The sequence below is a fragment of the Bradyrhizobium sp. USDA 4354 genome, from assembly GCF_054060315.1.
The window spans coordinates 1,847,715-1,865,359 of record NZ_JBSSDC010000001.1 but is presented as its reverse complement, the minus strand read 5'-3'; the positions used below and the strand labels follow the sequence as shown (position 1 = coordinate 1,865,359).

Here is a 17,645-nt window from a genome sequence, read left to right as displayed (position 1 = left end):
GTTCAACCTATCCGCTCTGGTTCGCACGCCAGTCGGCGAGCTTCTGCTCGCGGATCGTCTGCGCGCCCGCCAAAATGCCGCGCTGGAGTGCGCGCGCGGCCGGCGACAGATCGCGGCCGATGCGCCAGATCAGATAGAGCTCGCGCTCAATCACGGGATCGACCAGCTTGCGCCAGGTGAGCACGGGATGGCTGGCCTCGGGCCAGGCGAGACTCGGCAGCGGCGCAACGCCGACGCCGGCCTCGACCAGCGCCAGCAGCGTCGCCGGATGCTCGGCTTCGTGGATCGGCGTGCCCTGACCGAGCTCGGCGACGCCGCGTTCGATCTCGAGCCGGATGCCGGTGCCTGATGCCATCACCACGAGGCCTGCTTTCGACGCCTCCGCCCAGCTCACGGTGCCGCGCGCGCTGAGCCGATGATCGCGGCGCATCACCAGCGCGAAATTGTCCACCAGCAGGCGCGTCGCATCGAGCTCGGGATCGTCGCCGGGCACGTTGGCAATGCCGAGATCGGCATCGCCACCACGCAACGCCGCAAAGATCTGATGCCGCGAAATCTCCTTCAGCGTCACCGCCACCATCGGATGCTCGCGCTGAAACGTGGCGAGCACGTGCGGCATCAGCCGCAGCGCCACCGACGGCACGCAAGCCACCGTCACGTGACCGCGGCGATGCTCACGCAGATCGCGTAGATCCTGGAGCTGGCGATCGAGATCGGCGAGCAGACGCTGGATGCCCGGCATGAAATCCGCGCCGACCTTGCTGAGCTGAAGCTTTCGCGTGGTGCGGTCGAGCAGCCGCACGCGCAATCCGTCCTCGAGCTGACGTACCGCCTGGCTGACGGCGGATTGCGACATCCCCAGCGCCCGCGCTGCCGCGCTGAAGCTGCCGGTCTCGACAACGCGAACAAAGGCGCGAAGCTGTTTCAGGTCGAGCCGATCCATCAGCATTGCTTATAAATATATCTATCTATTCCGGATTGCTAATGAAAAACTTCAATGCAAAGATTTTGGGCGAAGACCGGGGATGATCGTCAATTAGGCAGAGCAGGGCGTAACCCACTGTTCTGACAAGCAAAGGACAGGGACGTGATCAACAGACGCGACCTCATGAAGTATTTACTGCTCGGCGCGGCAACGGCACCGCTGGCGGGTGCCCCAGTTTTCGCGGCCGGCGCCAAGGTGGCGATCGCCGAAGCGCTGCGGCTCGGCATGTACAACTCACTTTATGTCGCCGCGGACAAAGGGCTGTTCGCCAAGCACGGCCTGGATGCCGACCTCTCCACCGCCGGCGGCATCGCGCTGCCGGTGCCGATCCTGCTTTCGGGACGCGGCCAGATCGGTGTCACCAGCCCGGGCATGTCGGTCAACGCCGTTCGCGAGGGCGGCAAGATCAAGAACATCGCAAAGATCGTCGGCGGCGTGTCGATGTGGGCCATCGCCAAGCCCGACAGCAAGATCAAGACGATCGACGATCTGCGCGGCAAGACCATCGCCACGCTGAAATTCCCGTCCTCGACGATCCAGGTGCCGACTTACGCAATCAAGACCGTCGGCAAGTTCGATCCGAAGGAGGCCGGCGTCACCTTTCTCGAATTGCCGCCGGGCGCGCAGGCTGCCGCCGTGAAGGACGGCCGCGCCGACATCGCCACCGCGTTCGAATGGGACGTCAGCATCGCGGCCGAGCAGTTCGGCCTCGTCCCCGTGCTGTCCTTTGCCGACGCGCTCGGTTCGCTCTGCTTCACCACCGCGATGGCGACCGAAGAGACGATCGCGAGCAATCCGGCCGCGGTGCAGGGTTTCTGCAACGCGATCGCGGAAGCGCAGAAGCTGATGCACGAGAACAATTCCGTTTTCACCGAGGTCGCCGAGAAATATTTCCCGAAGGTCGCTCATTCCGTCGTCGCCAGCGCAACGAAGAACTTCTTCGGCTCCAAGACGGCGATCCCGCGCAATCCGACCATCTCCGCCGATGAGTGGGACCGCGCGATGCAGCTCGAACAGGGCGGCGGCGCGGTGCAGTCCATCCTCCCCTATGCGCAGATGGTCGACAACCGTTTTGCCGAGCAGGCCACCAAGCAGTTCGGTCTGGTGTGATGACGGTGAATACCTCTCCCGCGCGCGAGCCGCGCTACGTCACGCTGCCCGCGCGACCCGAGCCGCTCCGCCTCGCGGTCGACGAGACCGCCGTCGTCGTCGTCGACATGCAGAACGCCTATGCTTCGCCGAACGGCTATCTCGACCTCGCGGGCTTTGACATCTCCGGCGCCAAGGCTGCGATCACGGCGATCCAGGACGTGCTGGATGTCGCGCGCGGCGCGGACGTTCCCGTGATCTTCTTCCAGAACGGCTGGGATGCCGACTATATCGAGGCTGGCGGGCCGGGCTCGCCGAACTGGCACAAGTCGAACGCGCTGAAGACGATGCGCCAGCGGCCTGAGCTGCAAGGCAAGCTGCTCGCCAAGGGCGGCTGGGACTATGCGCTGGTCGACGATCTCCAGCCGAAGCCCGGCGACATCGTGGTGCCGAAGACGCGTTACAGCGGCTTCTTCAACAGCCAGTTCGACAGCATCCTGCGCGCCCGCGGCATCCGCAACCTCGTGTTCTGCGGCATCGCCACCAATGTCTGCGTGGAATCGACGCTACGCGACGGCTTTCACCTCGAATATTTCGGCGTGATGCTGGAGGACGCGACCCATCAGGCCGGACCCGACTACATCCAGAAGGCTTCCGTCTTCAACATCGAGACCTTCTTCGGCTGGGTCTCGACCGCGAGCGACTTCCGCCGCGCCTTTGCCCAGACCGAAGCCGCTCCAGCAAAAGAGGATATGCCATGACCGCCCGCGCCATCATTCCATCAGGCACCCACGCCCCCATCGCCCCGTTCTCGCCGGGCATGATGGCCGACAACGTGATCTATGTGTCGGGCACGCTGGCTTTCGATGCCAACAACGACGTCGTCCATGAGGGCGACGCAGCAGGCCAGACCCGGCACATCCTGGAGACGATCAAGCGCGTATTGGAGACGGCCGGCTCGAGTCTTGCCGACGTCACCTTCAACTCGATCTTCATCACCGATTGGACGAACTATGCCGCCGTCAACAAGGTCTATGCCGAGTATTTTCCCGGCGAGAAGCCGGCGCGCTTCTGCATCCAGTGTGGCCTCGTGAAGCCGGCCTACCTCGTCGAGATCGCCTCGATCGCGCACAAGAGGCCGTGAGGTGGCCGCGCTCGACGCTGGCGAGGCCCCGGTGACCGGCGGCGCACGCTTCAAGCTGCCATCCGCGCTTCGCATCGCGCTGCTCCAGATCGCGCTGCTGGTCGCGCTGCTCGCGGCGTGGGAGCTCGCGATCCGGTTCGGGCTGATCGCGGTCTATCTTTATGGCCAGCCGAGCGGCATCATCGCCAAGGCGGGCAAGCTGATCGGCAGCGGCGAGCTCCTGCGCGACGCGGCCCTGACCGCATGGGAAGCCATCGCGGGGTTCCTGATCGGCACGGTGCTCGGCAGCGCGGCGGGCCTGTCGCTGTGGCTGGTCCCGACCGGCGCCGCGGTGCTGCGGCCGTACCTCGTGGCGCTCAACGGCCTGCCGAAAATCGCGCTGGCGCCGCTGATCATCGTCTGGTTCGGCATCGGTCTCTCCTCGAAGATCGCGATCGCGGCGATCATCACCTTCATCGTCGCGGTGATCACTGCGCTCCAGGGCGCCAAGGAGGTCGATGCCGATCTCGTCAAGCTGTTGCGCTCGCTCGGCGCCAGCCGGCTGAAGACCTGGCGCACCGTCATCGTGCCCGGCGCGATGCCGTGGATCGTCGCGGCCTTCCGCCTCAATGTCGGCTTCGCCCTGATCGGCGCGGTCGTCGGCGAGTACATCGCCTCGAAAGAGGGCCTCGGCTACATGATCTACTACGCCGGCGTGCTCTACGACCTCAACGCAGTCTGGGTCGGCATCGCGACGCTGATGGTGGTGGCGCTCCTGATGTACGGCGCGATCGACCTGATCGAGCGGCGCCTGCTGTCCTGATCCGAAACCACATCACTCCAATAGCTGGGACGTCATGGCTTTTGCACGCGGCAAGGATGCCGAGATCTATTACGAAGTTCACGGCCACGGCACGCCGGTTCTGCTCTCGGCCGGCATGGGCGGCAGCGGCTCGTTCTGGGCGCCACAGCTCGATGCGCTTGCGAACCGCCACCAGGTCATTCTCTACGATCATGTCGGCACCGGCCGCAGCGCGGCTGCCAGCCGCAGCATCGCCGGTATGGCCGACGACCTCGCCTGCGTGCTCGACCAGGCGAACGTCGACACCGCTCATGTGGTCGGGCACGCCATTGGCGGCATCGTCGGCATCGAGCTGGCGCTGCGCCACCCCGGGCGGCTGCGCAGCCTCACCGTCGTCAACGGCTGGGGCTGCGCCGATCCGTTCCTGCGGCGCTGCTTCGAAATCCGCAAGGCGCTCCTCAACCACTCCGGTCCGCAAGCCTATGTGCGGGCGCAGCCATTATTCCTCTATCCGCCGCAATGGATCTCGGAGAACATCGCCCATCTCGATGCCGAGGAAGAGCGCATCCTGAAGCATTTTCCCTCCGTCGCGACGATGAACCAACGCATCGACATGTTTCTGGCGTTCGAGGGCGGCAAACGCCTCGCAGCAATCAATGTGCCGACGCTGCTGGCTTCCGCGAAGGACGACGCGCTGGTGCCGGCTTATCTCACGCGCGAGCTTGCCGCTGCGATTCCGGATTCGCGCGTGCACGAGGTCGATTGGGGCGCGCACGCCTTCAGCGTGGTCACACCGGAAGTCTTCAACGACACGCTGCTCGATTTCTGCAAGGAGGTGGACCGATGAACGCGCTCGCGCAGAATCTCGCTGAAGCGGCGCCGATCGTGCTGCGCGCCGACAATGTCGGCGTCACCTTCGATGGCGGCGGCCGCCCGGTCGAGGCGATCCGGAAAGTGGATTTTGAGCTCCGCCGCGGCGAGACGCTGGCAATCGTCGGCCCCTCCGGATGCGGCAAATCCACGCTGTTCAACGCGATCGCAGGCCTGCTGCGGCCGACCCGCGGCCATGTCGAGGTCGGCGGACGCCGCGTCGATGATGCCGCCGGTCATGTCGGCTACATGCTGCAAAAGGATCTGCTGCTGCCGTGGCGCAGCGTGCTCGACAACGTCATGCTCGGGCTGGAGATCCGCAAAACGCCAAAACCTCGCGCGCGCGAGATCGCGCTGGAGCTGATCAAGGCCTATGGGCTCGCCGGGTTCGAGCATGCCAAGCCGGCCGCGCTCTCCGGCGGCATGCGCCAGCGCGTCGCCATCATGCGCACGCTGGCCTTCGACCCTGAAGTGATCCTGCTCGATGAGCCGTTCTCGGCGCTCGACTTCCAGACCCGCCTCTTGATGCAGGCCGATGTCTCCCGCATCATCGCCGAGCGCGGCAAGAGCGCCATTCTCGTCACCCACGACATCGGCGAAGCCATCGCCATGGCCGATCGTGTGCTGGTGCTGAGCGCACGCCCGGCTACGGTGCGGTCGCTGCACGTGATCGACCTGCCGCGTGAGGGCCGCGATCCCGCAGCGCTGCGGACCGATGCGGCATTCCAGGATTATTTTGCGAAGATCTGGGCCGATCTGGAGAAACCAGTTGGGGTGGTGTGACGAGTGAACCTAATTCGCCTTGATCCCGGCCTCGCTGATGAGCTTGCCCCATTTCGCACTTTCGCTCTGAATGAAGCGGCCGAACTGCTCTGGCGATGTCGGCGCTGGCTCTGCGCCTAGGGTCCGGATCTTTTCCGCCACCGAAGGATCCTTCAGGGCTTTGGTGAAGGCTTCGTTCAGCCGGCCAATGACATCCGCAGGCGTGCCGGCAGGAGCAACGAGCCCGAACCAGCCCACCGATTCGAATCCCGCAATGCCGCTCTCGGCCAGCGTCGGGACATCGGGCAAGGACGGAAGGCGGCGCGCGGAGGAAACGCCGATCGCATTGAGCTTGCCATCGAGGATCAATTGCCGCGACGACGGGATATCCAGCACCGCGAAGGGGACATGCCCCGCGAGAACATCGACCGTTGCCGGCGCCGTCCCGCGATACGGGACCAGTTCCATGGCGATCCCGGCCTTTTGCGTGAACAGCGCGGCCGTCAAATGCATCGCCGTCGAGTTGCCGCCGTGTCCGATCGACAGCGCGCCCGGCTTGGCCTTGGCGAGCGCGATCGTCTCCGCGGTGGTGTGCGCCGGGATATTCGCGGACGCGACCAGCACAAAGGGAATTTCCGCGAGCAGGGTGATGGGCGCAAGATCCTTCAGCTCGAACGGCATCGCGGAATTGAGGTGCGGATTCACCGTCAACGCACCCGCCGGCGCCACACCGAGCGTGTAGCCGTCGGGCTTGGCCTGCGCGACCGCCGCCATGCCGATGTTGCCGCCGGCGCCCGCGCGGTTCTCGATGACCACGCTCTGCTTGAACTCGGCCGCGACCAAAGGTTCGAGCGCGCGGATAACGGTGTCGGCGCTGCCGCCGGGCGGGAAGGTCACGATGACCTTGATCAATTGCTCTGGATAGGCGGCGCGGCCTGCCTCCAGCGGCAACACGGCGAAAGTCGCAGCCGTCAGCACGGCCAGGATGCGGCGCCTTGCAACGTGAAACACGTTCTCCTCCTTCGGTGTGTTCTCGTTCTTGAAACACGGCCGGCGGCCTGCGCCGCCAGGCTGTCCGCTTGAAGTCGTCTTACGCCGCAGCGCCGGTGATGCGCGCCAGCAAGCCCAGTGGATTTTCGGGCGCGACCTGCCCGCGCCAGGCGATGTGCTGATCGGGCCGCGCCAGCACCAGCTTTTCAGCATAGGCGCCGTTCGCCTCATCAGGCGCGATGTCGATCAGCGCGAGCGGCACGCCGCGCTGCTTCGCGGCAGATTGCAGCCGCGTCACATCGGTCGCCGGGTCGAACCGCAGCAATGTGTAGCCGGCGCCGAACGCATCGTAGAGCGATCGTCCGTCGCGCAGGAACAGATGCGGCGCGCGGGCGCCCGGCACGGTGGAGGGCGTGAAGCTGCCCATCGCGTAAGGCGGCGGCGTCTCGCCATCATAGGCGATGATCGGCGAGGCATCATAATAGTAGCCGAAGTTGAGGCCGGCGCAGCAATATTGCTGCACGTTGAGTTCGTAGGCCGCTCTCGCCAGCGCTGCGCGCGCCGCATGGCCGCGCGGCGTGTCGTCCTCGATCTCCGCCGACACGCCGCCACGCTGGGCCATCATCTTCATCGCGTGGTCCATCGCAAAGCGCGACACCTGCTCGGTGATGGGCTGGCGCTCCGCCTCATAGGCATCGAGGATCGCAGCCGGCGCCCAGCCGTTCAGATGCGCCGCCAATTGCCAGCAGAGGTCGACGGCGTCCGCAATGCCCGCATTCATGCCGTAGCCGGCATAGGGCATCCACAGATGCGCGGCGTCGCCGCAGATGAAAACCCTGCGGTCGCGGAAGCGATCGGCCACGAGGCGACGTCCGACCCAGTCCTCCTTGCTGAGCACCCGGTATTCGAAGCGCTCGTCGACGCCGAGGATGGCGCGGATCGCCCAGTCGCGATCGACCGAATCGAACTCGAGCTCGTCGGGCTTGAGGTGATTGTGAATCAGCCAGCGGTCGTGACCGTCGATCGCAACCGTGGTGCCGGAGCGGCGCGGATTGAGTGAGAGCACCATCCAGGCCGGCTTGTGCGCACCCATCAGCTCCTTCAGTTGCGGGGCCTCGATGAAGGTCGACTGCACGCGCTGGATCACCGGCGTGCCGGACAGGCTGGCGCCGATCGATTTACGAACGAGGGAACGGCTGCCGTCGCAGCCGATCACGAAGCTGGCTTCGATGCGGAGCGAATTTCCGCTGTCGAGATCGCGCGCCAGTGCGACGACATGATCGTCGTGCTGCTCGATCTCGGTGATTTCCGTGCGCGCCAGGATCTTGATGCGTGATTGCGCCGCGGCATGGCTGAACAGGATCGGCTCGAGGTAGATCTGGTTGATCCGGTGCGGCGGCTCGGGCGTCGGCCACCAGGTGTCGGGGCCGCCGGTCGCGCTATAGCGGCGCGCGCGGGAGGGAATGTCGATGCGGCAGAGCTCGATGCCGGTCGCCGTGGTCCGGTAGGAGCAATCGTTGGGAAAGTCCGCAGGGAGCCCCGCATCGCGCAGCTTGGCGGCAACGCCGAGCCGCCTGAAAATCTCCATCGAGCGCGCCGACACGTGATTGCACTTGACGCTGGGCGGATCGCCGGCGTGGCGGATCTCCGCGACGACGACGTCGATCCCGCGCGAGGCCAGATCCATCGCCGCGGTCAATCCGACGGGCCCGGCGCCCACCACCAGCACCTGTGTCCTCATGCTTGCTCCAATCATTGCCGCGGATTCTTTCCGTCCGCACAGCATGCATTTTATTGCAGGTCCGTTTATGCGATAAGCCGGAAAGATCTCATCAATTCATGAGCTATCTCTATGAATGTCACCTTGCGCCAGTTGCGGGCCTTCACCGGCGTCTACCGGACGCGCAGCATCACGCGGGCCGCGCGCGAGCTCGGCATCACGCAATCGGCGGCGAGCCTGTTGATCCAGCAGCTCGAAGCCCAGCTCGGCGTCAGACTGTTCGACCGCTCCACGCGCTCGGTGCAGCCGACGCTGGCCGCCGACGAGGCGTTCGACGCCGCCGAACGCATGCTGAGCGACGCGCAGGGCCTGTCGCGCCGCATGCGCGACCTCGCGCAGGCCCGCGCGGGCCGCGTCGCGTTTCTCGCCTCGGCCGGCACCGCATCGGCGCTGCTGCCCCTGGTGCTGGCGAAATTCCGCGCCAGCCATCCCGACATCGAGATCGACATGCGGGATGTTGCCGCCGACGATCTGGTGCCACGCCTGACCGCAACCGATGCCGAATTTGCGATCGGCAGCGTGGAGGGCGAATTCGCCGACATGACGATCGAGACACTGACCCGCGGCCGCCTCAGCGCGATCGGCCGCCGCACCGCGGACTTCGCCGCGCGGCGCTCCCTCACATGGGACGAGCTGGTGCAACTGCCGACCATCGCGATGCGCCGGGAGACGCGGATCCGCATCCAGATCGATCAGGCCCTGGGCGCGCAGGGCAAGCGCCTCGATCCGACCTATGAAGTGACGCTGATCAACACCGCCCTCGCCATGACGGCGCAGGGCCTCGGTCTCGCGATCCTTCCCGCGACGATGCTGCCGGCCGACCAGTTCCCGACACTGATCGCAAGACCGCTGGTGCGGCCGGCCATCACGCGACCGGTGTCGCTGCTGCAGCGTCAGGGTCGGACGCTGTCACCGGCGGCGCAGGCGTTCGTGGCGACGGCGCGGACCGTGCTGGCGGGGCGAACGGCACAGGCATCAGGCTGATTCTACGGAGCTTTTCGGCGAGCTGGTTGATATGGCGGAGAGGGAGTCAGTCACGATGGCGAGGAACGAGCATCGGTCAATCGTGTGCAGCTCGGCTCGAGCAGGGGCCAAAATAGTCAAGGCTTTCCCGATTTTCGTCCGCCACGGCCCAGCTGGCAATTTTTCGTGGCGCCCAATCGAACATTCCTTCACTCGCCTCGTTCCAATTGCCGGCGCTGCCACGATGACACGCCCCCATTGGGAACAGGAACCACCTCCGTTCGCGGCTCGTTTTGATTCCACCTATGGCTGCGGAGATCCGAACATGGCGATCGAATTCAATCATACGATTCTGTCGACTCATGACAGCAAGGCATCGGCCGATTTCTTGGCCGAGATGTTGGGGCTGCCTCCACCGCGGCGCTGGGGACCGTTTTACATGGTCACCACCGAGAACGATGCCAATCTCGATTATATGGACACCCAGGGAGAGTTCGCGCGCCAACACTACGCTTTCCTGGTCGGTGACGCCGAATTCGACGCGATCTTTGATCGGATTCGCAAGCGGAAGCTGACTTACTGGGCTGATCCCGCGCAGCGCAAGTCGGGCGACATCAACGATCACGATGGCGGACGCGGTCTTTATTTCGAAGACCTGAACGGGCATCTGCTCGAAGTCATCACGCGCCCCTACGGCAGCGGCGGCTGGAATCCTTAGACGCAGACAACAAAGGAAAGTGCTCCGCGGGCGATAACAGCGCGACCTCGCAAATTCAACTATGGCAGATGAGCGGCAAGTGCACGCTGGCGGAGAGGGAGGGATTCGAACCCCCGATAGGCTTGCACCTATGCCGCATTTCGAGTGCGGTGCATTCAACCACTCTGCCACCTCTCCTGAAGGCGCCATATAGGAGCTGGGCCCCTGTGGTTGGGGGCGTTAATAGGCGAGGATGGCGGGCCAGACAAGGCGCCAACGGGGAAAATCCGCAGCCTCTTTCAGCCCTTGTCGTCTCACTTGGCCTGGAGCTCCGCTCCGATGAGCCGGAACGGAGCCCTGGATTCTTGTTTTGACGTGTTTTCTCGGGCGCGAACCGGTGGCCACTTCGCTGGAAAACGCTTCTGCCACGAAAGGAACCGCCATGGAGCATCTGACCATCTCGGCCAATGGCGCCGATTTCCACCTGGTCCGCGCTGGACGGGGTAAACCGCTGCTTTTGCTGCATGGCTGGCCGGAATTCTGGCTGACCTGGGAGCCGCTGATGGCGCGCCTGGCCGACCGCTTCATGCTGATCGCGCCCGATCTGCGCGGCTTCGGCGACAGCGACAAGCCGGACGGGCCTTACGGGCCGGAGGGCCACGCGGCGGACATGCTGGCCCTGATGGACGCGCTCGGCATCAGCCGATTCGCCGTAGCCGGCCATGATGTCGGCGGTGCCGTGATGCAGCCCCTGGCCCGGCAGGCGCAGAAGCGGCTCACCGGGCTTTTCTTCTTCGACTTCGTCTATCCCGGGATCGGAGCGCGGATGGCGGCACCCGACCGGCTCAATCACATCTGGTACCAGTCCTTCCACCAGATGGAGATGGCGCCAAAGCTCGTCGGCGCGAGCCGGGAGACCTGCCGGCTCTATATCAGCCATTTCCTGCAAGGCTGGGCGCACCGGAAGAATGCTTTCGACGACGTGCTCGACGCCTTCGCCGACAATTTCGTCAAGGAGGGCAATCTCGCCGGCGGCTTTGCGCATTATCGCGCCTCCCATGCCGGGCGTCTCGCGATGATGAAGGGCGAAGCGCCAAAGCTGCCGCCGATCGCGGTGCCGACATGCGTGCGCTGGGCCGAGCACGATCCGCTGTTTCCGTATGCGTGGACCGACCGGCTGGCCGAGACCTTCAGCGAACTCGATCTGGCGATGTTTCCGGATGTCGGCCACTTCCCGCATCGGGAAGATCCGGATCGCGCGGGACGCGAGATCGCGGCGTTCCTTCAGCGCATCGGCTGGAGCTGAGGATGAGATTCTTATTTTGACGCGTTTTCTTTACGCGAACCGGTGTCCACTTCGCTCGAAAACGCTTTGGAAGAACGGGGTGGGACCGCCAGACGCGGTAAACACTGGCGGTCCCGTGCCGCTCATTGAAATGCTGGCCGTGAAGGGCGGCTTCGCCGGCCAGGTGAAGCGACGATTCGACCCTAGCGTGCAGCCCGCGCCCCGCAACGCAATCCGGTCCTTAACCTAACCGATCAAGGTTACTCCTTGTCCGCTTTACCCTTTTTCTTCCCGTTCTCCGTGGAATCCCGGTCTTTGCCGTTGCCGTTCTCCTTGCGGCGGTTGGTGAAGCGCGCATTGCCGAGTCCGGTGCCAATGGTGAGCACGCCCCAGCGCTCGACATGCTGCATGAACGGCACCTCGGAGAGGCCCTGAACGACGCCGTCATTGTGCATCACGATCGCGGTGTCGTGCTCACCGATCTCGGGGATGGCCTCGATCAGGCTCGCCGGCAGGTTGAACTTGCTGCTCTGCCAATTGCCGGGGAGATTCTGCGCGCCTTTCTCGATCGAGCCGTCCGCGTTGATCACGCCGGGACAGGCGATGCCGATGAACGGCGCGAGCTTGAAGCCTTCGGCTTTGGCATCCTCGACGAGGCCTTCGAGCATCTTGACCAGCCGCTTGACCGCGGCTTCGCGGCTCGGCTCGTCGTCGGCGTGGCGCCACAGATCGGATTTGAAGACGACGGCCTTGGACAGGTCGGGCACCTTCTTCCAGCGGGTCTCGACGATGCCGCAGCGGATGTTGGTTCCGCCGATATCGACGGCGAGAATGCTGTCATAGGCCTCGAAGATCCAGGACGGCGCGAGGTGCAAGGCTCCGATCAGGCCGGCATCGTCCGGATCGAAGCGGATCGGCACCAGGTCGACCTTGAAGCCCTCCGATTTCAGGATGATCTCGGCCCGGGCGATGGCAATTTCGCCGAGCCGGCTGGCGCGAAAGCCGCCCCCAACCACGATGCATTCGGTCTTGGCCCAGGCCTTGGTCTTGAGGAATCGCCGCGTCACGTAAGCGAGCTCCTGCGCGAAGTCCTCGATCGCGCTGTGCACGACGGCCGTGGCCTCGGTGTCGTCGCCGGCCAGAACGGCATCGAGGGTCTTCTTGCTGATCTTGTCGGACGGCTCGTCACCGAACGGATCCTCGCCGCTCTTGCGTAGCGGCTTGCGCCATTCCTCGAGGATCTCGCGAAACGCACCCTTGCTGGCGCGATCGCCGAGAAAGCCGTCGTCATCCTTGATCTCGATGTTGAAGCTGTCGACATCGACCGACGGCAGGCGGCTCGCCCCGTGCTGGGCGATACCCGTTGTCTTGACCAGCTCGTCTGCAGCCATGATAGCCCTTGCCCGCGTGCTCAATTTGCGAGGACACAACGGGGTGGGAACCCGTTGGTTGCAGAGCAGGCCGGAGAATCGTTCGAGCATCGGAAATGGCCCAAATGCTTCAAATCCGGGCCCTTTTTGGCGGTTTTCCTTGACTCTCCGCGGCCGGCGGCTATAAGTCCCACAGCCGGCGCGGGGCGTTTCTCGCGCCGCTTGTTTTTGCCCGGGTTTTCAAAGGGATAACTCCCGCCCGCGCAGACTCGCATAAACCCGTAGCGACTGACAAAAAGCCGGCCCGGACGATGTTCGTCCCGAGGCCGGGATTGAACACGAAGGAAAAAAACGATGTTCGCAGTCATCAAAACCGGCGGCAAGCAATACCGCGTCGTGCCGGATGATGTCTTGGAAGTAGGCAAGATCGAAGGCGAAGTCGGCTCGATCGTGCAGTTGAATGAAGTTCTGGTGGTCGGCGGCGACACGCCGGTGCTGGGCGTGCCGACGGTCGCAGGTGCCTCCGTCGCGGTCGAGGTGCTCGACCACAAGCGCGGCCCGAAGGTCATCGCCTTCAAGAAGCGTCGCCGCAAGAACTCGCGCCGCAAGCGCGGCTACCGCGACGAGATCACCGTGCTGCGCGTCAGCGAGATCCTGACCGACGGCGCCAAGCCCACCAAGGGCCCGCGTCCGAAGAAGGAGAAGGTGGCCAAGGAGCCGGCAACGGAAGCCGCCGAATAAATCGAATTGATCACGCCAGTTCACGAATTGAGGCGTGAGAAATTTTGAAATGATTCCGTCAAGGAATTGATCTAGAAATACGCAGGATTTCGGAGACGAGCCATGGCTCACAAAAAAGCAGGCGGTTCATCGCGCAACGGACGCGATTCCAAGGGCAAGCGCCTCGGTATCAAGGCGTTCGGCGGGGAGATCGTCACTCCCGGCAACATCATTGCGCGTCAGCGCGGCACCACCTGGCACCCCGGCCTTAATGTCGGCATGGGTACGGACCACACTTTGTTCGCCAAGATCGAGGGCCGCGTTGCGTTCCAGGCCAAAGCCAACGGCCGCACCTTCGTATCGGTGCTCCCGCTTGCCGAGGCTGCTGAATAGACGGTGGATCAAATTGGAGTCCGCCGGTCCCGACTGAACCGGCGGAGTCCTAAAGATCGCAACAGATCGAAGGCTCCAAGGGGAGGCGGGAAACCGGCCTCCCCTTTTCGTTGCTCACTTTGACTTAGTGACTTTCACGGAGCCGGACATGTTGCAGGACTTCTCGAGCGTGACCTTGCGGGAGGCGAGACCAAGCGTCGTCGCCACCGAGCGGCTGACCTTGCGGCGGCCGACGCTGGCCGACGTCAGGGCCATCGCCCGGCTCGCCAATGACCGCCGTGTCGCCGAGAACACGCGCCGCCTGCCGCATCCCTATTCGCAGGACGACGCCGCCGAATTCATCCGCGCCACCGCCGAGCTCGGCAGCGAGACCGTATTCCTGATCGAGCACGATACCGGGCCGCTCGGCATGGTCGGCATCGATTGCTCGAAGCCCGACAATGCCGAGCTCGGTTACTGGCTTGGCGTCGAGCACTGGGGCCAGGGCTTTGCCACCGAAGCCGCGCGCGGTGCGATCGACTTCTTCTTCGAGGAGTTCGAGGACGAGCATCTCTATGCCGGCGCCCGCGTCACCAATCCGGCCTCGCGCAAGGTGCTGGAGAAGTGCGGCTTCCAGTGGAGCGGCGTGCAGCTGCACCGTTTCCTGGCGCTGGGCTCCTCTACGCCCGTCGACTGCTTCCGCCTGTCGCGCGGAGTGTGGGCCTCGCTGAAGAGCTGGAGCAGCGCGCGGAGGGTGCGGTAACTTACCCTCCCCTGGAGGGCAGGGGAATCGCATGTGGGATTCTGTAAGTCATTGCGAAGCGGCGAGAAATTGATTCTGAAGGTAGCTCCTGATTCGGATGGAGCGGCCGATGAACCGATTTGCGGAGTGCTTCGAGGAATTGCCGGACCCGCGCGCGGACAATGCGCTGCACGATCTGACGGAGATTTTGTTCATTGCGTTGATGGCGACGCTGTGTGGGGCAACGAGTTGCACCGACATGGCGCTGTTTGCGCGGATGAAGGCCTATCTTTGGGAGGGTGTGCTGGTGCTCGAGCATGGTCTGCCGAGCCACGACACGTTCAGCCGCGTGTTCCGCATGCTCGATCCGGCAGCGTTCGAGAAAGCCTTCCAGCGCTTCATGAAGGCCTTTGCGGAAGGCGCGAAGATCAAACAACCGAGGGGAGTGATCGCGCTCGACGGCAAAGCGCTGCGGCGCGGCTACGAGCGCGGCAAGAGCCATATGCCGCCCGTCATGGTGACCGCTTGGGCGGCGCAGACCCGCATGGCGCTGGCCAACGTGCAGGCGCCGAACAACAACGAAGCTGCCGGCGCGTTGCAGTTGATCGAACTTCTGCAGCTCAAAGGCTGCGTGGTGACGACCGATGCGCTGCATTGCCATCGCGGCATGGCCAAAGCGATTGTGGCACGGCGCGGCGATTACGTGCTGGCGGTGAAGGAGAACCAGCCGGCGCTGTTGGCCGACGCCAAGGCTGCCATCGGTGCCGCAACGCGCAAGGGAACCAGAGCGACCACCACCACCGATGCCGATCACGGGCGCAAGGAAAGGCGCACTGCCGTTGTCGCACCGGTCAAGGACATGGCGCAAAAGCACGACTTTCCCGGGATCAAGGCCGTGGCCAGGATCACCAGCAAGCGCGGCAAAGACAAGGCCATCGAGCGCTTCTTCCTGATGAGCCAAGCCTACAGCTCCAAGGATGTTCTGCGTATCGTCCGTACTCACTGGACCATCGAAAACGGCCTGCATTGGCCGCTCGACGTCGTCCTCGACGAGGATCTGGCCCGCAACCGCAAGGACAACGCCCCGGCCAACCTTGCCGTACTCCGGCGTCTTGCCCTCAATGTCGCCAGAGCCCATCCCGATACAACCACCTCCTTGCGCCTCAAGCTTAAGCGCGCCGGATGGAACGATGCCTTTCTCTTCGAGCTTCTTGGCCACATGCGATAGCCCTACCCTGGAGGGGGAGGGTCGATCGCGCGCAGCGCGAGCGGGGTGGGGGTGATCTCTCCGCTCGGGCAGCGTTTAATGCGGAGAGACCGTCACCCCACCCCGCTACGCATTCCGCTTCGCTACATGCGCAGCGACCCTCCCCCTCCAGGGGAGGGTGGGCGTCACGCCGGCGGATTTACTTCCGCGCTCTCTCGTCCGAGATCCCGTTCGCGCAAGAAGATGTAGAACCCGGCGCCGATGATGATGGCAGCGCCGACGAGTGTTGCGATGGATGGGACGTCGCCGAACACGACGAAGCCAAAGATCACGGCCCAGACGATCATCGAATATTGATAGGGCACCACGACGCTGGCCGGCGCGAGCTTGAGCGAACGGTTGACGCAGAACAGCGCGGTCACCGAGACGCACCCTGCGAGCGCGAAGATCACGAGACTGCCAGGGGTCGGCGGCACCCAGTGGAACGCCGACAGCGCAGCCCCCAGCGAAAACGTGCCGACGAATTGCGAGGACGCCATCACGATGTCGGGTGTCTTGCGCAGGCTGCGCGTGATCAGCATCAGGGTCGCGAAGGAGAGGCTGCCGCCGAGCGCGATCAACGCCGGCAGGCTGACCGTCTGCGCCGAGGGGCGCAGCGCGATCAAGACGCCACAGAAGCCGATCAGGATCGCGGTCCAGCGCCGCCAGCCGACCTTCTCGCCCAGAAAGATCGCCGACATCGCGGTGACGAAGATCGGACCGGCGAGATAATAGGTGATGACGTCGGCGAGCGGCAGATAGACGGTCGCGAGGAAGAAGGCGGCCACCTCCAGCGTCGACAGCACGACGCGAAACAGCTGCAAGCCCGGCCGCTCCAGATGCAGGAACTGGTGACGCTGCTTCCACACCAGCGGCGACAGCAACAGCAGCGCCGCGCAGGCGCGCAGGAACAGGAGCTGTCCCACCGAATAGGTCCCGACCAGGAACTTGCCCATGGCATCGCCGAACGAGAACATGAAGATCGACAGCACCATCAGTGCAATGCCGGCCAGCCGCGCGGAGCGATCGTCATAGGCGGAGAGGTTCTTGAACAGGGGCATCGAATAAGTCGGACTGTGAGAGGTCGTCATTGCGAGCGAAGCGAAGCAATCCAGACCGTCTCCATGGCGGCAGTCTGGATTGCTTCGTCGCTACGCTCCTCGCAATGACGGGCGGAGAGAACGCAGAAAATCAGCGGTAGAGTTCGCTTGCGGTCGTTTTTAATGACGTGAGCCGCCGCGGCAACCCCGCGCAAGCCGAATTGAACGGATTGTCGCACTCTTCGCATCGCGGTAGCGATAAGCGCCCCGCCGATAAAGTGAGTATGGACATGCCCGACTTCGATCCAACCCAGCATCGCATGATCCCCACGCAACGCTGGTTTGAGGATTTCGTCCTCGGCGAGCGTTTCGTGTTGCCGAGCCGGACCCAGACCTCCGCATTGTTCGCCGCATTCCAGACCGCGAGCGGCGACACCCATCCGGTGCACTATGACGTGGAATATTGCCGCGCCCGCGGCATGCCGCATCTGCTCGCCCACGGCTTCCAGACCTTGATCCACACCGCGCCCGGTGCCGGCCTGTTTCCGTTCATGGTCGAGGACTCCCTGATCGGCTTCCTCGAGCAATCAAGCCGCTTCCTCAAGCCCGTGTTCGCCGATGACACCATTTATCCGGCGCTCGAAGTCATCGAACTGGTGCCGGGACGCACGACAGGCGTCGTGACGCTGCGGAGCACCGTGTTCAACCAGCGCAAGGAGCTGGTGCTGGAGGGCATGCAGAAATTCCTGATCCGCCGCCGCCCGATCGGTTAAGCAAGGCCGCAATTCGCGGAATTTCCGCCGATTTGC

20 protein-coding genes and 1 tRNA gene are annotated in these 17,645 nt (G+C 64.2%); 14 read left to right on the top strand and 7 right to left on the bottom strand.

Annotation, left to right across the window (positions count from 1 at the left end; genetic code table 11):
• Window positions 1–7: 7 nt before the first annotated feature.
• Complete coding sequence (locus ACVIIV_RS08795) at window positions 8–943, bottom strand: LysR family transcriptional regulator (RefSeq protein ID WP_456743832.1); 936 nt, start codon at window positions 941–943, stop codon at window positions 8–10.
• A 144-nt stretch (window positions 944–1,087) separates the two neighbouring features.
• Here ACVIIV_RS08795 and ACVIIV_RS08790 point away from each other — a divergent pair, with 144 nt between their 5' ends.
• From ACVIIV_RS08790 to ACVIIV_RS08765, 6 genes are read left to right on the top strand one after another with little or no spacing between them, the layout of a single operon-like run.
• A complete protein-coding gene (locus tag ACVIIV_RS08790; protein ID WP_456743831.1) occupies window positions 1,088–2,095 on the top strand; it encodes an ABC transporter substrate-binding protein in 1,008 nt (335 codons plus the stop codon).
• A 5-nt stretch (window positions 2,096–2,100) separates the two neighbouring features.
• The gene (rutB, locus tag ACVIIV_RS08785) at window positions 2,101–2,835 is read left to right on the top strand and encodes a pyrimidine utilization protein B (RefSeq protein ID WP_456743830.1); all 735 of its coding nucleotides are present in this window, start codon (window positions 2,101–2,103) and stop codon (window positions 2,833–2,835) included.
• Window positions 2,832–3,218: a pyrimidine utilization protein C gene (gene rutC, locus ACVIIV_RS08780; RefSeq protein WP_456743829.1), complete on the top strand. Its 387-nt coding sequence runs from the start codon at window positions 2,832–2,834 to the stop codon at window positions 3,216–3,218. The genes rutB and rutC overlap by 4 nt, the downstream gene beginning before the upstream one ends.
• 1 nt (window position 3,219) lies before the next feature.
• Complete coding sequence (locus ACVIIV_RS08775; RefSeq protein WP_456743828.1) at window positions 3,220–4,020, top strand: ABC transporter permease; 801 nt, start codon at window positions 3,220–3,222, stop codon at window positions 4,018–4,020.
• Window positions 4,021–4,054: 34 nt separating this feature from the next.
• Entirely contained in the window at window positions 4,055–4,846 is a 792-nt protein-coding gene (gene rutD / locus ACVIIV_RS08770; protein WP_456743827.1) for a pyrimidine utilization protein D, read from the top strand.
• Window positions 4,843–5,652: an ABC transporter ATP-binding protein gene (locus ACVIIV_RS08765; RefSeq protein WP_456743826.1), complete on the top strand. Its 810-nt coding sequence runs from the start codon at window positions 4,843–4,845 to the stop codon at window positions 5,650–5,652. Before rutD ends, ACVIIV_RS08765 begins: the two co-directional genes overlap by 4 nt.
• Window positions 5,653–5,661: 9 nt before the next feature.
• Here ACVIIV_RS08765 and ACVIIV_RS08760 read toward each other — a convergent pair whose 3' ends face one another.
• Window positions 5,662–6,642 carry a Bug family tripartite tricarboxylate transporter substrate binding protein gene (locus ACVIIV_RS08760; protein ID WP_456743825.1) on the bottom strand — a complete coding sequence of 327 codons (981 nt, stop codon included), beginning with the start codon at window positions 6,640–6,642 and terminating at the stop codon, window positions 5,662–5,664.
• 79 nt (window positions 6,643–6,721) lie between these two features.
• Window positions 6,722–8,362 (bottom strand): FAD-dependent oxidoreductase, encoded by a 1,641-nt coding sequence (locus ACVIIV_RS08755; RefSeq protein ID WP_456743824.1) that lies wholly within the window; start codon window positions 8,360–8,362, stop codon window positions 6,722–6,724.
• Between the two features lie 111 nt (window positions 8,363–8,473).
• On the opposite strand from ACVIIV_RS08755, the gene ACVIIV_RS08750 reads away from it, so the two are divergent.
• Together ACVIIV_RS08750 and ACVIIV_RS08745 are read left to right on the top strand one after the other, a co-directional pair.
• The gene (locus ACVIIV_RS08750; protein WP_456743823.1) at window positions 8,474–9,385 is read left to right on the top strand and encodes a LysR family transcriptional regulator; all 912 of its coding nucleotides are present in this window, start codon (window positions 8,474–8,476) and stop codon (window positions 9,383–9,385) included.
• Window positions 9,386–9,689: 304 nt separating this feature from the next.
• Window positions 9,690–10,082, top strand: coding sequence for a VOC family protein (locus ACVIIV_RS08745; RefSeq protein ID WP_456743822.1), 393 nt, complete (start codon window positions 9,690–9,692; stop codon window positions 10,080–10,082).
• An 87-nt stretch (window positions 10,083–10,169) separates the two neighbouring features.
• On the opposite strand, the gene ACVIIV_RS08740 is transcribed toward ACVIIV_RS08745, so the two are convergent.
• Window positions 10,170–10,259: transfer RNA gene (locus ACVIIV_RS08740), tRNA-Ser, on the bottom strand.
• Window positions 10,260–10,503: 244 nt separating this feature from the next.
• Here ACVIIV_RS08740 and ACVIIV_RS08735 point away from each other — a divergent pair.
• On the top strand, window positions 10,504–11,367 hold the full coding sequence (locus ACVIIV_RS08735; RefSeq protein ID WP_456743821.1) for an alpha/beta fold hydrolase: 864 nt from the start codon (window positions 10,504–10,506) through the stop codon (window positions 11,365–11,367).
• A 239-nt stretch (window positions 11,368–11,606) separates the two neighbouring features.
• Here the strand turns inward: ACVIIV_RS08735 and ACVIIV_RS08730 are convergent, their stop codons facing one another.
• Window positions 11,607–12,737, bottom strand: coding sequence for an ROK family protein (locus tag ACVIIV_RS08730; protein ID WP_456743820.1), 1,131 nt, complete (start codon window positions 12,735–12,737; stop codon window positions 11,607–11,609).
• Between the two features lie 333 nt (window positions 12,738–13,070).
• On the opposite strand from ACVIIV_RS08730, the gene rplU reads away from it, so the two are divergent.
• The 4 genes from rplU to ACVIIV_RS08710 all read left to right on the top strand — a co-directional run bounded on the left by rplU (window position 13,071) and on the right by ACVIIV_RS08710 (window position 15,778).
• Window positions 13,071–13,457 (top strand): 50S ribosomal protein L21, encoded by a 387-nt coding sequence (gene rplU / locus ACVIIV_RS08725; protein WP_027572946.1) that lies wholly within the window; start codon window positions 13,071–13,073, stop codon window positions 13,455–13,457.
• Window positions 13,458–13,559: 102 nt separating this feature from the next.
• Window positions 13,560–13,829, top strand: coding sequence for a 50S ribosomal protein L27 (gene rpmA, locus ACVIIV_RS08720; RefSeq protein WP_025032812.1), 270 nt, complete (start codon window positions 13,560–13,562; stop codon window positions 13,827–13,829).
• Window positions 13,830–13,977: 148 nt separating this feature from the next.
• Window positions 13,978–14,571: a GNAT family N-acetyltransferase gene (locus tag ACVIIV_RS08715; protein ID WP_456743819.1), complete on the top strand. Its 594-nt coding sequence runs from the start codon at window positions 13,978–13,980 to the stop codon at window positions 14,569–14,571.
• A 109-nt stretch (window positions 14,572–14,680) separates the two neighbouring features.
• A complete protein-coding gene (locus ACVIIV_RS08710) occupies window positions 14,681–15,778 on the top strand; it encodes an ISAs1 family transposase (RefSeq protein ID WP_456742655.1) in 1,098 nt (365 codons plus the stop codon).
• A 164-nt stretch (window positions 15,779–15,942) separates the two neighbouring features.
• Here ACVIIV_RS08710 and ACVIIV_RS08705 read toward each other — a convergent pair whose 3' ends face one another.
• Complete coding sequence (locus tag ACVIIV_RS08705) at window positions 15,943–16,857, bottom strand: DMT family transporter (RefSeq protein ID WP_456743818.1); 915 nt, start codon at window positions 16,855–16,857, stop codon at window positions 15,943–15,945.
• A gap of 26 nt (window positions 16,858–16,883) precedes the next feature.
• Window positions 16,884–17,153 carry a hypothetical protein gene (locus tag ACVIIV_RS08700; RefSeq protein ID WP_456743817.1) on the bottom strand — a complete coding sequence of 90 codons (270 nt, stop codon included), beginning with the start codon at window positions 17,151–17,153 and terminating at the stop codon, window positions 16,884–16,886.
• On the opposite strand from ACVIIV_RS08700, the gene ACVIIV_RS08695 reads away from it, so the two are divergent.
• Window positions 17,127–17,609 carry a MaoC family dehydratase gene (locus tag ACVIIV_RS08695; RefSeq protein ID WP_456743816.1) on the top strand — a complete coding sequence of 161 codons (483 nt, stop codon included), beginning with the start codon at window positions 17,127–17,129 and terminating at the stop codon, window positions 17,607–17,609. The two genes, ACVIIV_RS08700 and ACVIIV_RS08695, sit on opposite strands and share 27 nt — an antisense overlap.
• Window positions 17,610–17,645 lie beyond the last annotated feature (36 nt).

Bases quoted from the DNA above. Each gene is read 5' to 3' on its own strand.
- ACVIIV_RS08695 (WP_456743816.1), top strand. From the start codon at position 17,127: ATGCCCGACTTCGATCCAACCCAGCATCGCATGATCCCCACGCAACGC.
- ACVIIV_RS08765 (WP_456743826.1), top strand. From the start codon at position 4,843: ATGAACGCGCTCGCGCAGAATCTCGCTGAAGCGGCGCCGATCGTGCTG.
- ACVIIV_RS08735 (WP_456743821.1), top strand. From the start codon at position 10,504: ATGGAGCATCTGACCATCTCGGCCAATGGCGCCGATTTCCACCTGGTC.
- ACVIIV_RS08750 (WP_456743823.1), top strand. From the start codon at position 8,474: ATGAATGTCACCTTGCGCCAGTTGCGGGCCTTCACCGGCGTCTACCGG.
- ACVIIV_RS08795 (WP_456743832.1), bottom strand. From the start codon at position 943: ATGGATCGGCTCGACCTGAAACAGCTTCGCGCCTTTGTTCGCGTTGTC.
- rutD (WP_456743827.1), top strand. From the start codon at position 4,055: ATGGCTTTTGCACGCGGCAAGGATGCCGAGATCTATTACGAAGTTCAC.
- rplU (WP_027572946.1), top strand. From the start codon at position 13,071: ATGTTCGCAGTCATCAAAACCGGCGGCAAGCAATACCGCGTCGTGCCG.
- rpmA (WP_025032812.1), top strand. From the start codon at position 13,560: ATGGCTCACAAAAAAGCAGGCGGTTCATCGCGCAACGGACGCGATTCC.
- ACVIIV_RS08700 (WP_456743817.1), bottom strand. From the start codon at position 17,153: ATGCTGGGTTGGATCGAAGTCGGGCATGTCCATACTCACTTTATCGGC.
- ACVIIV_RS08705 (WP_456743818.1), bottom strand. From the start codon at position 16,857: ATGCCCCTGTTCAAGAACCTCTCCGCCTATGACGATCGCTCCGCGCGG.
- ACVIIV_RS08730 (WP_456743820.1), bottom strand. From the start codon at position 12,737: ATGGCTGCAGACGAGCTGGTCAAGACAACGGGTATCGCCCAGCACGGG.
- ACVIIV_RS08715 (WP_456743819.1), top strand. From the start codon at position 13,978: ATGTTGCAGGACTTCTCGAGCGTGACCTTGCGGGAGGCGAGACCAAGC.
- rutC (WP_456743829.1), top strand. From the start codon at position 2,832: ATGACCGCCCGCGCCATCATTCCATCAGGCACCCACGCCCCCATCGCC.
- ACVIIV_RS08745 (WP_456743822.1), top strand. From the start codon at position 9,690: ATGGCGATCGAATTCAATCATACGATTCTGTCGACTCATGACAGCAAG.
- ACVIIV_RS08710 (WP_456742655.1), top strand. From the start codon at position 14,681: ATGAACCGATTTGCGGAGTGCTTCGAGGAATTGCCGGACCCGCGCGCG.
- ACVIIV_RS08755 (WP_456743824.1), bottom strand. From the start codon at position 8,362: ATGAGGACACAGGTGCTGGTGGTGGGCGCCGGGCCCGTCGGATTGACC.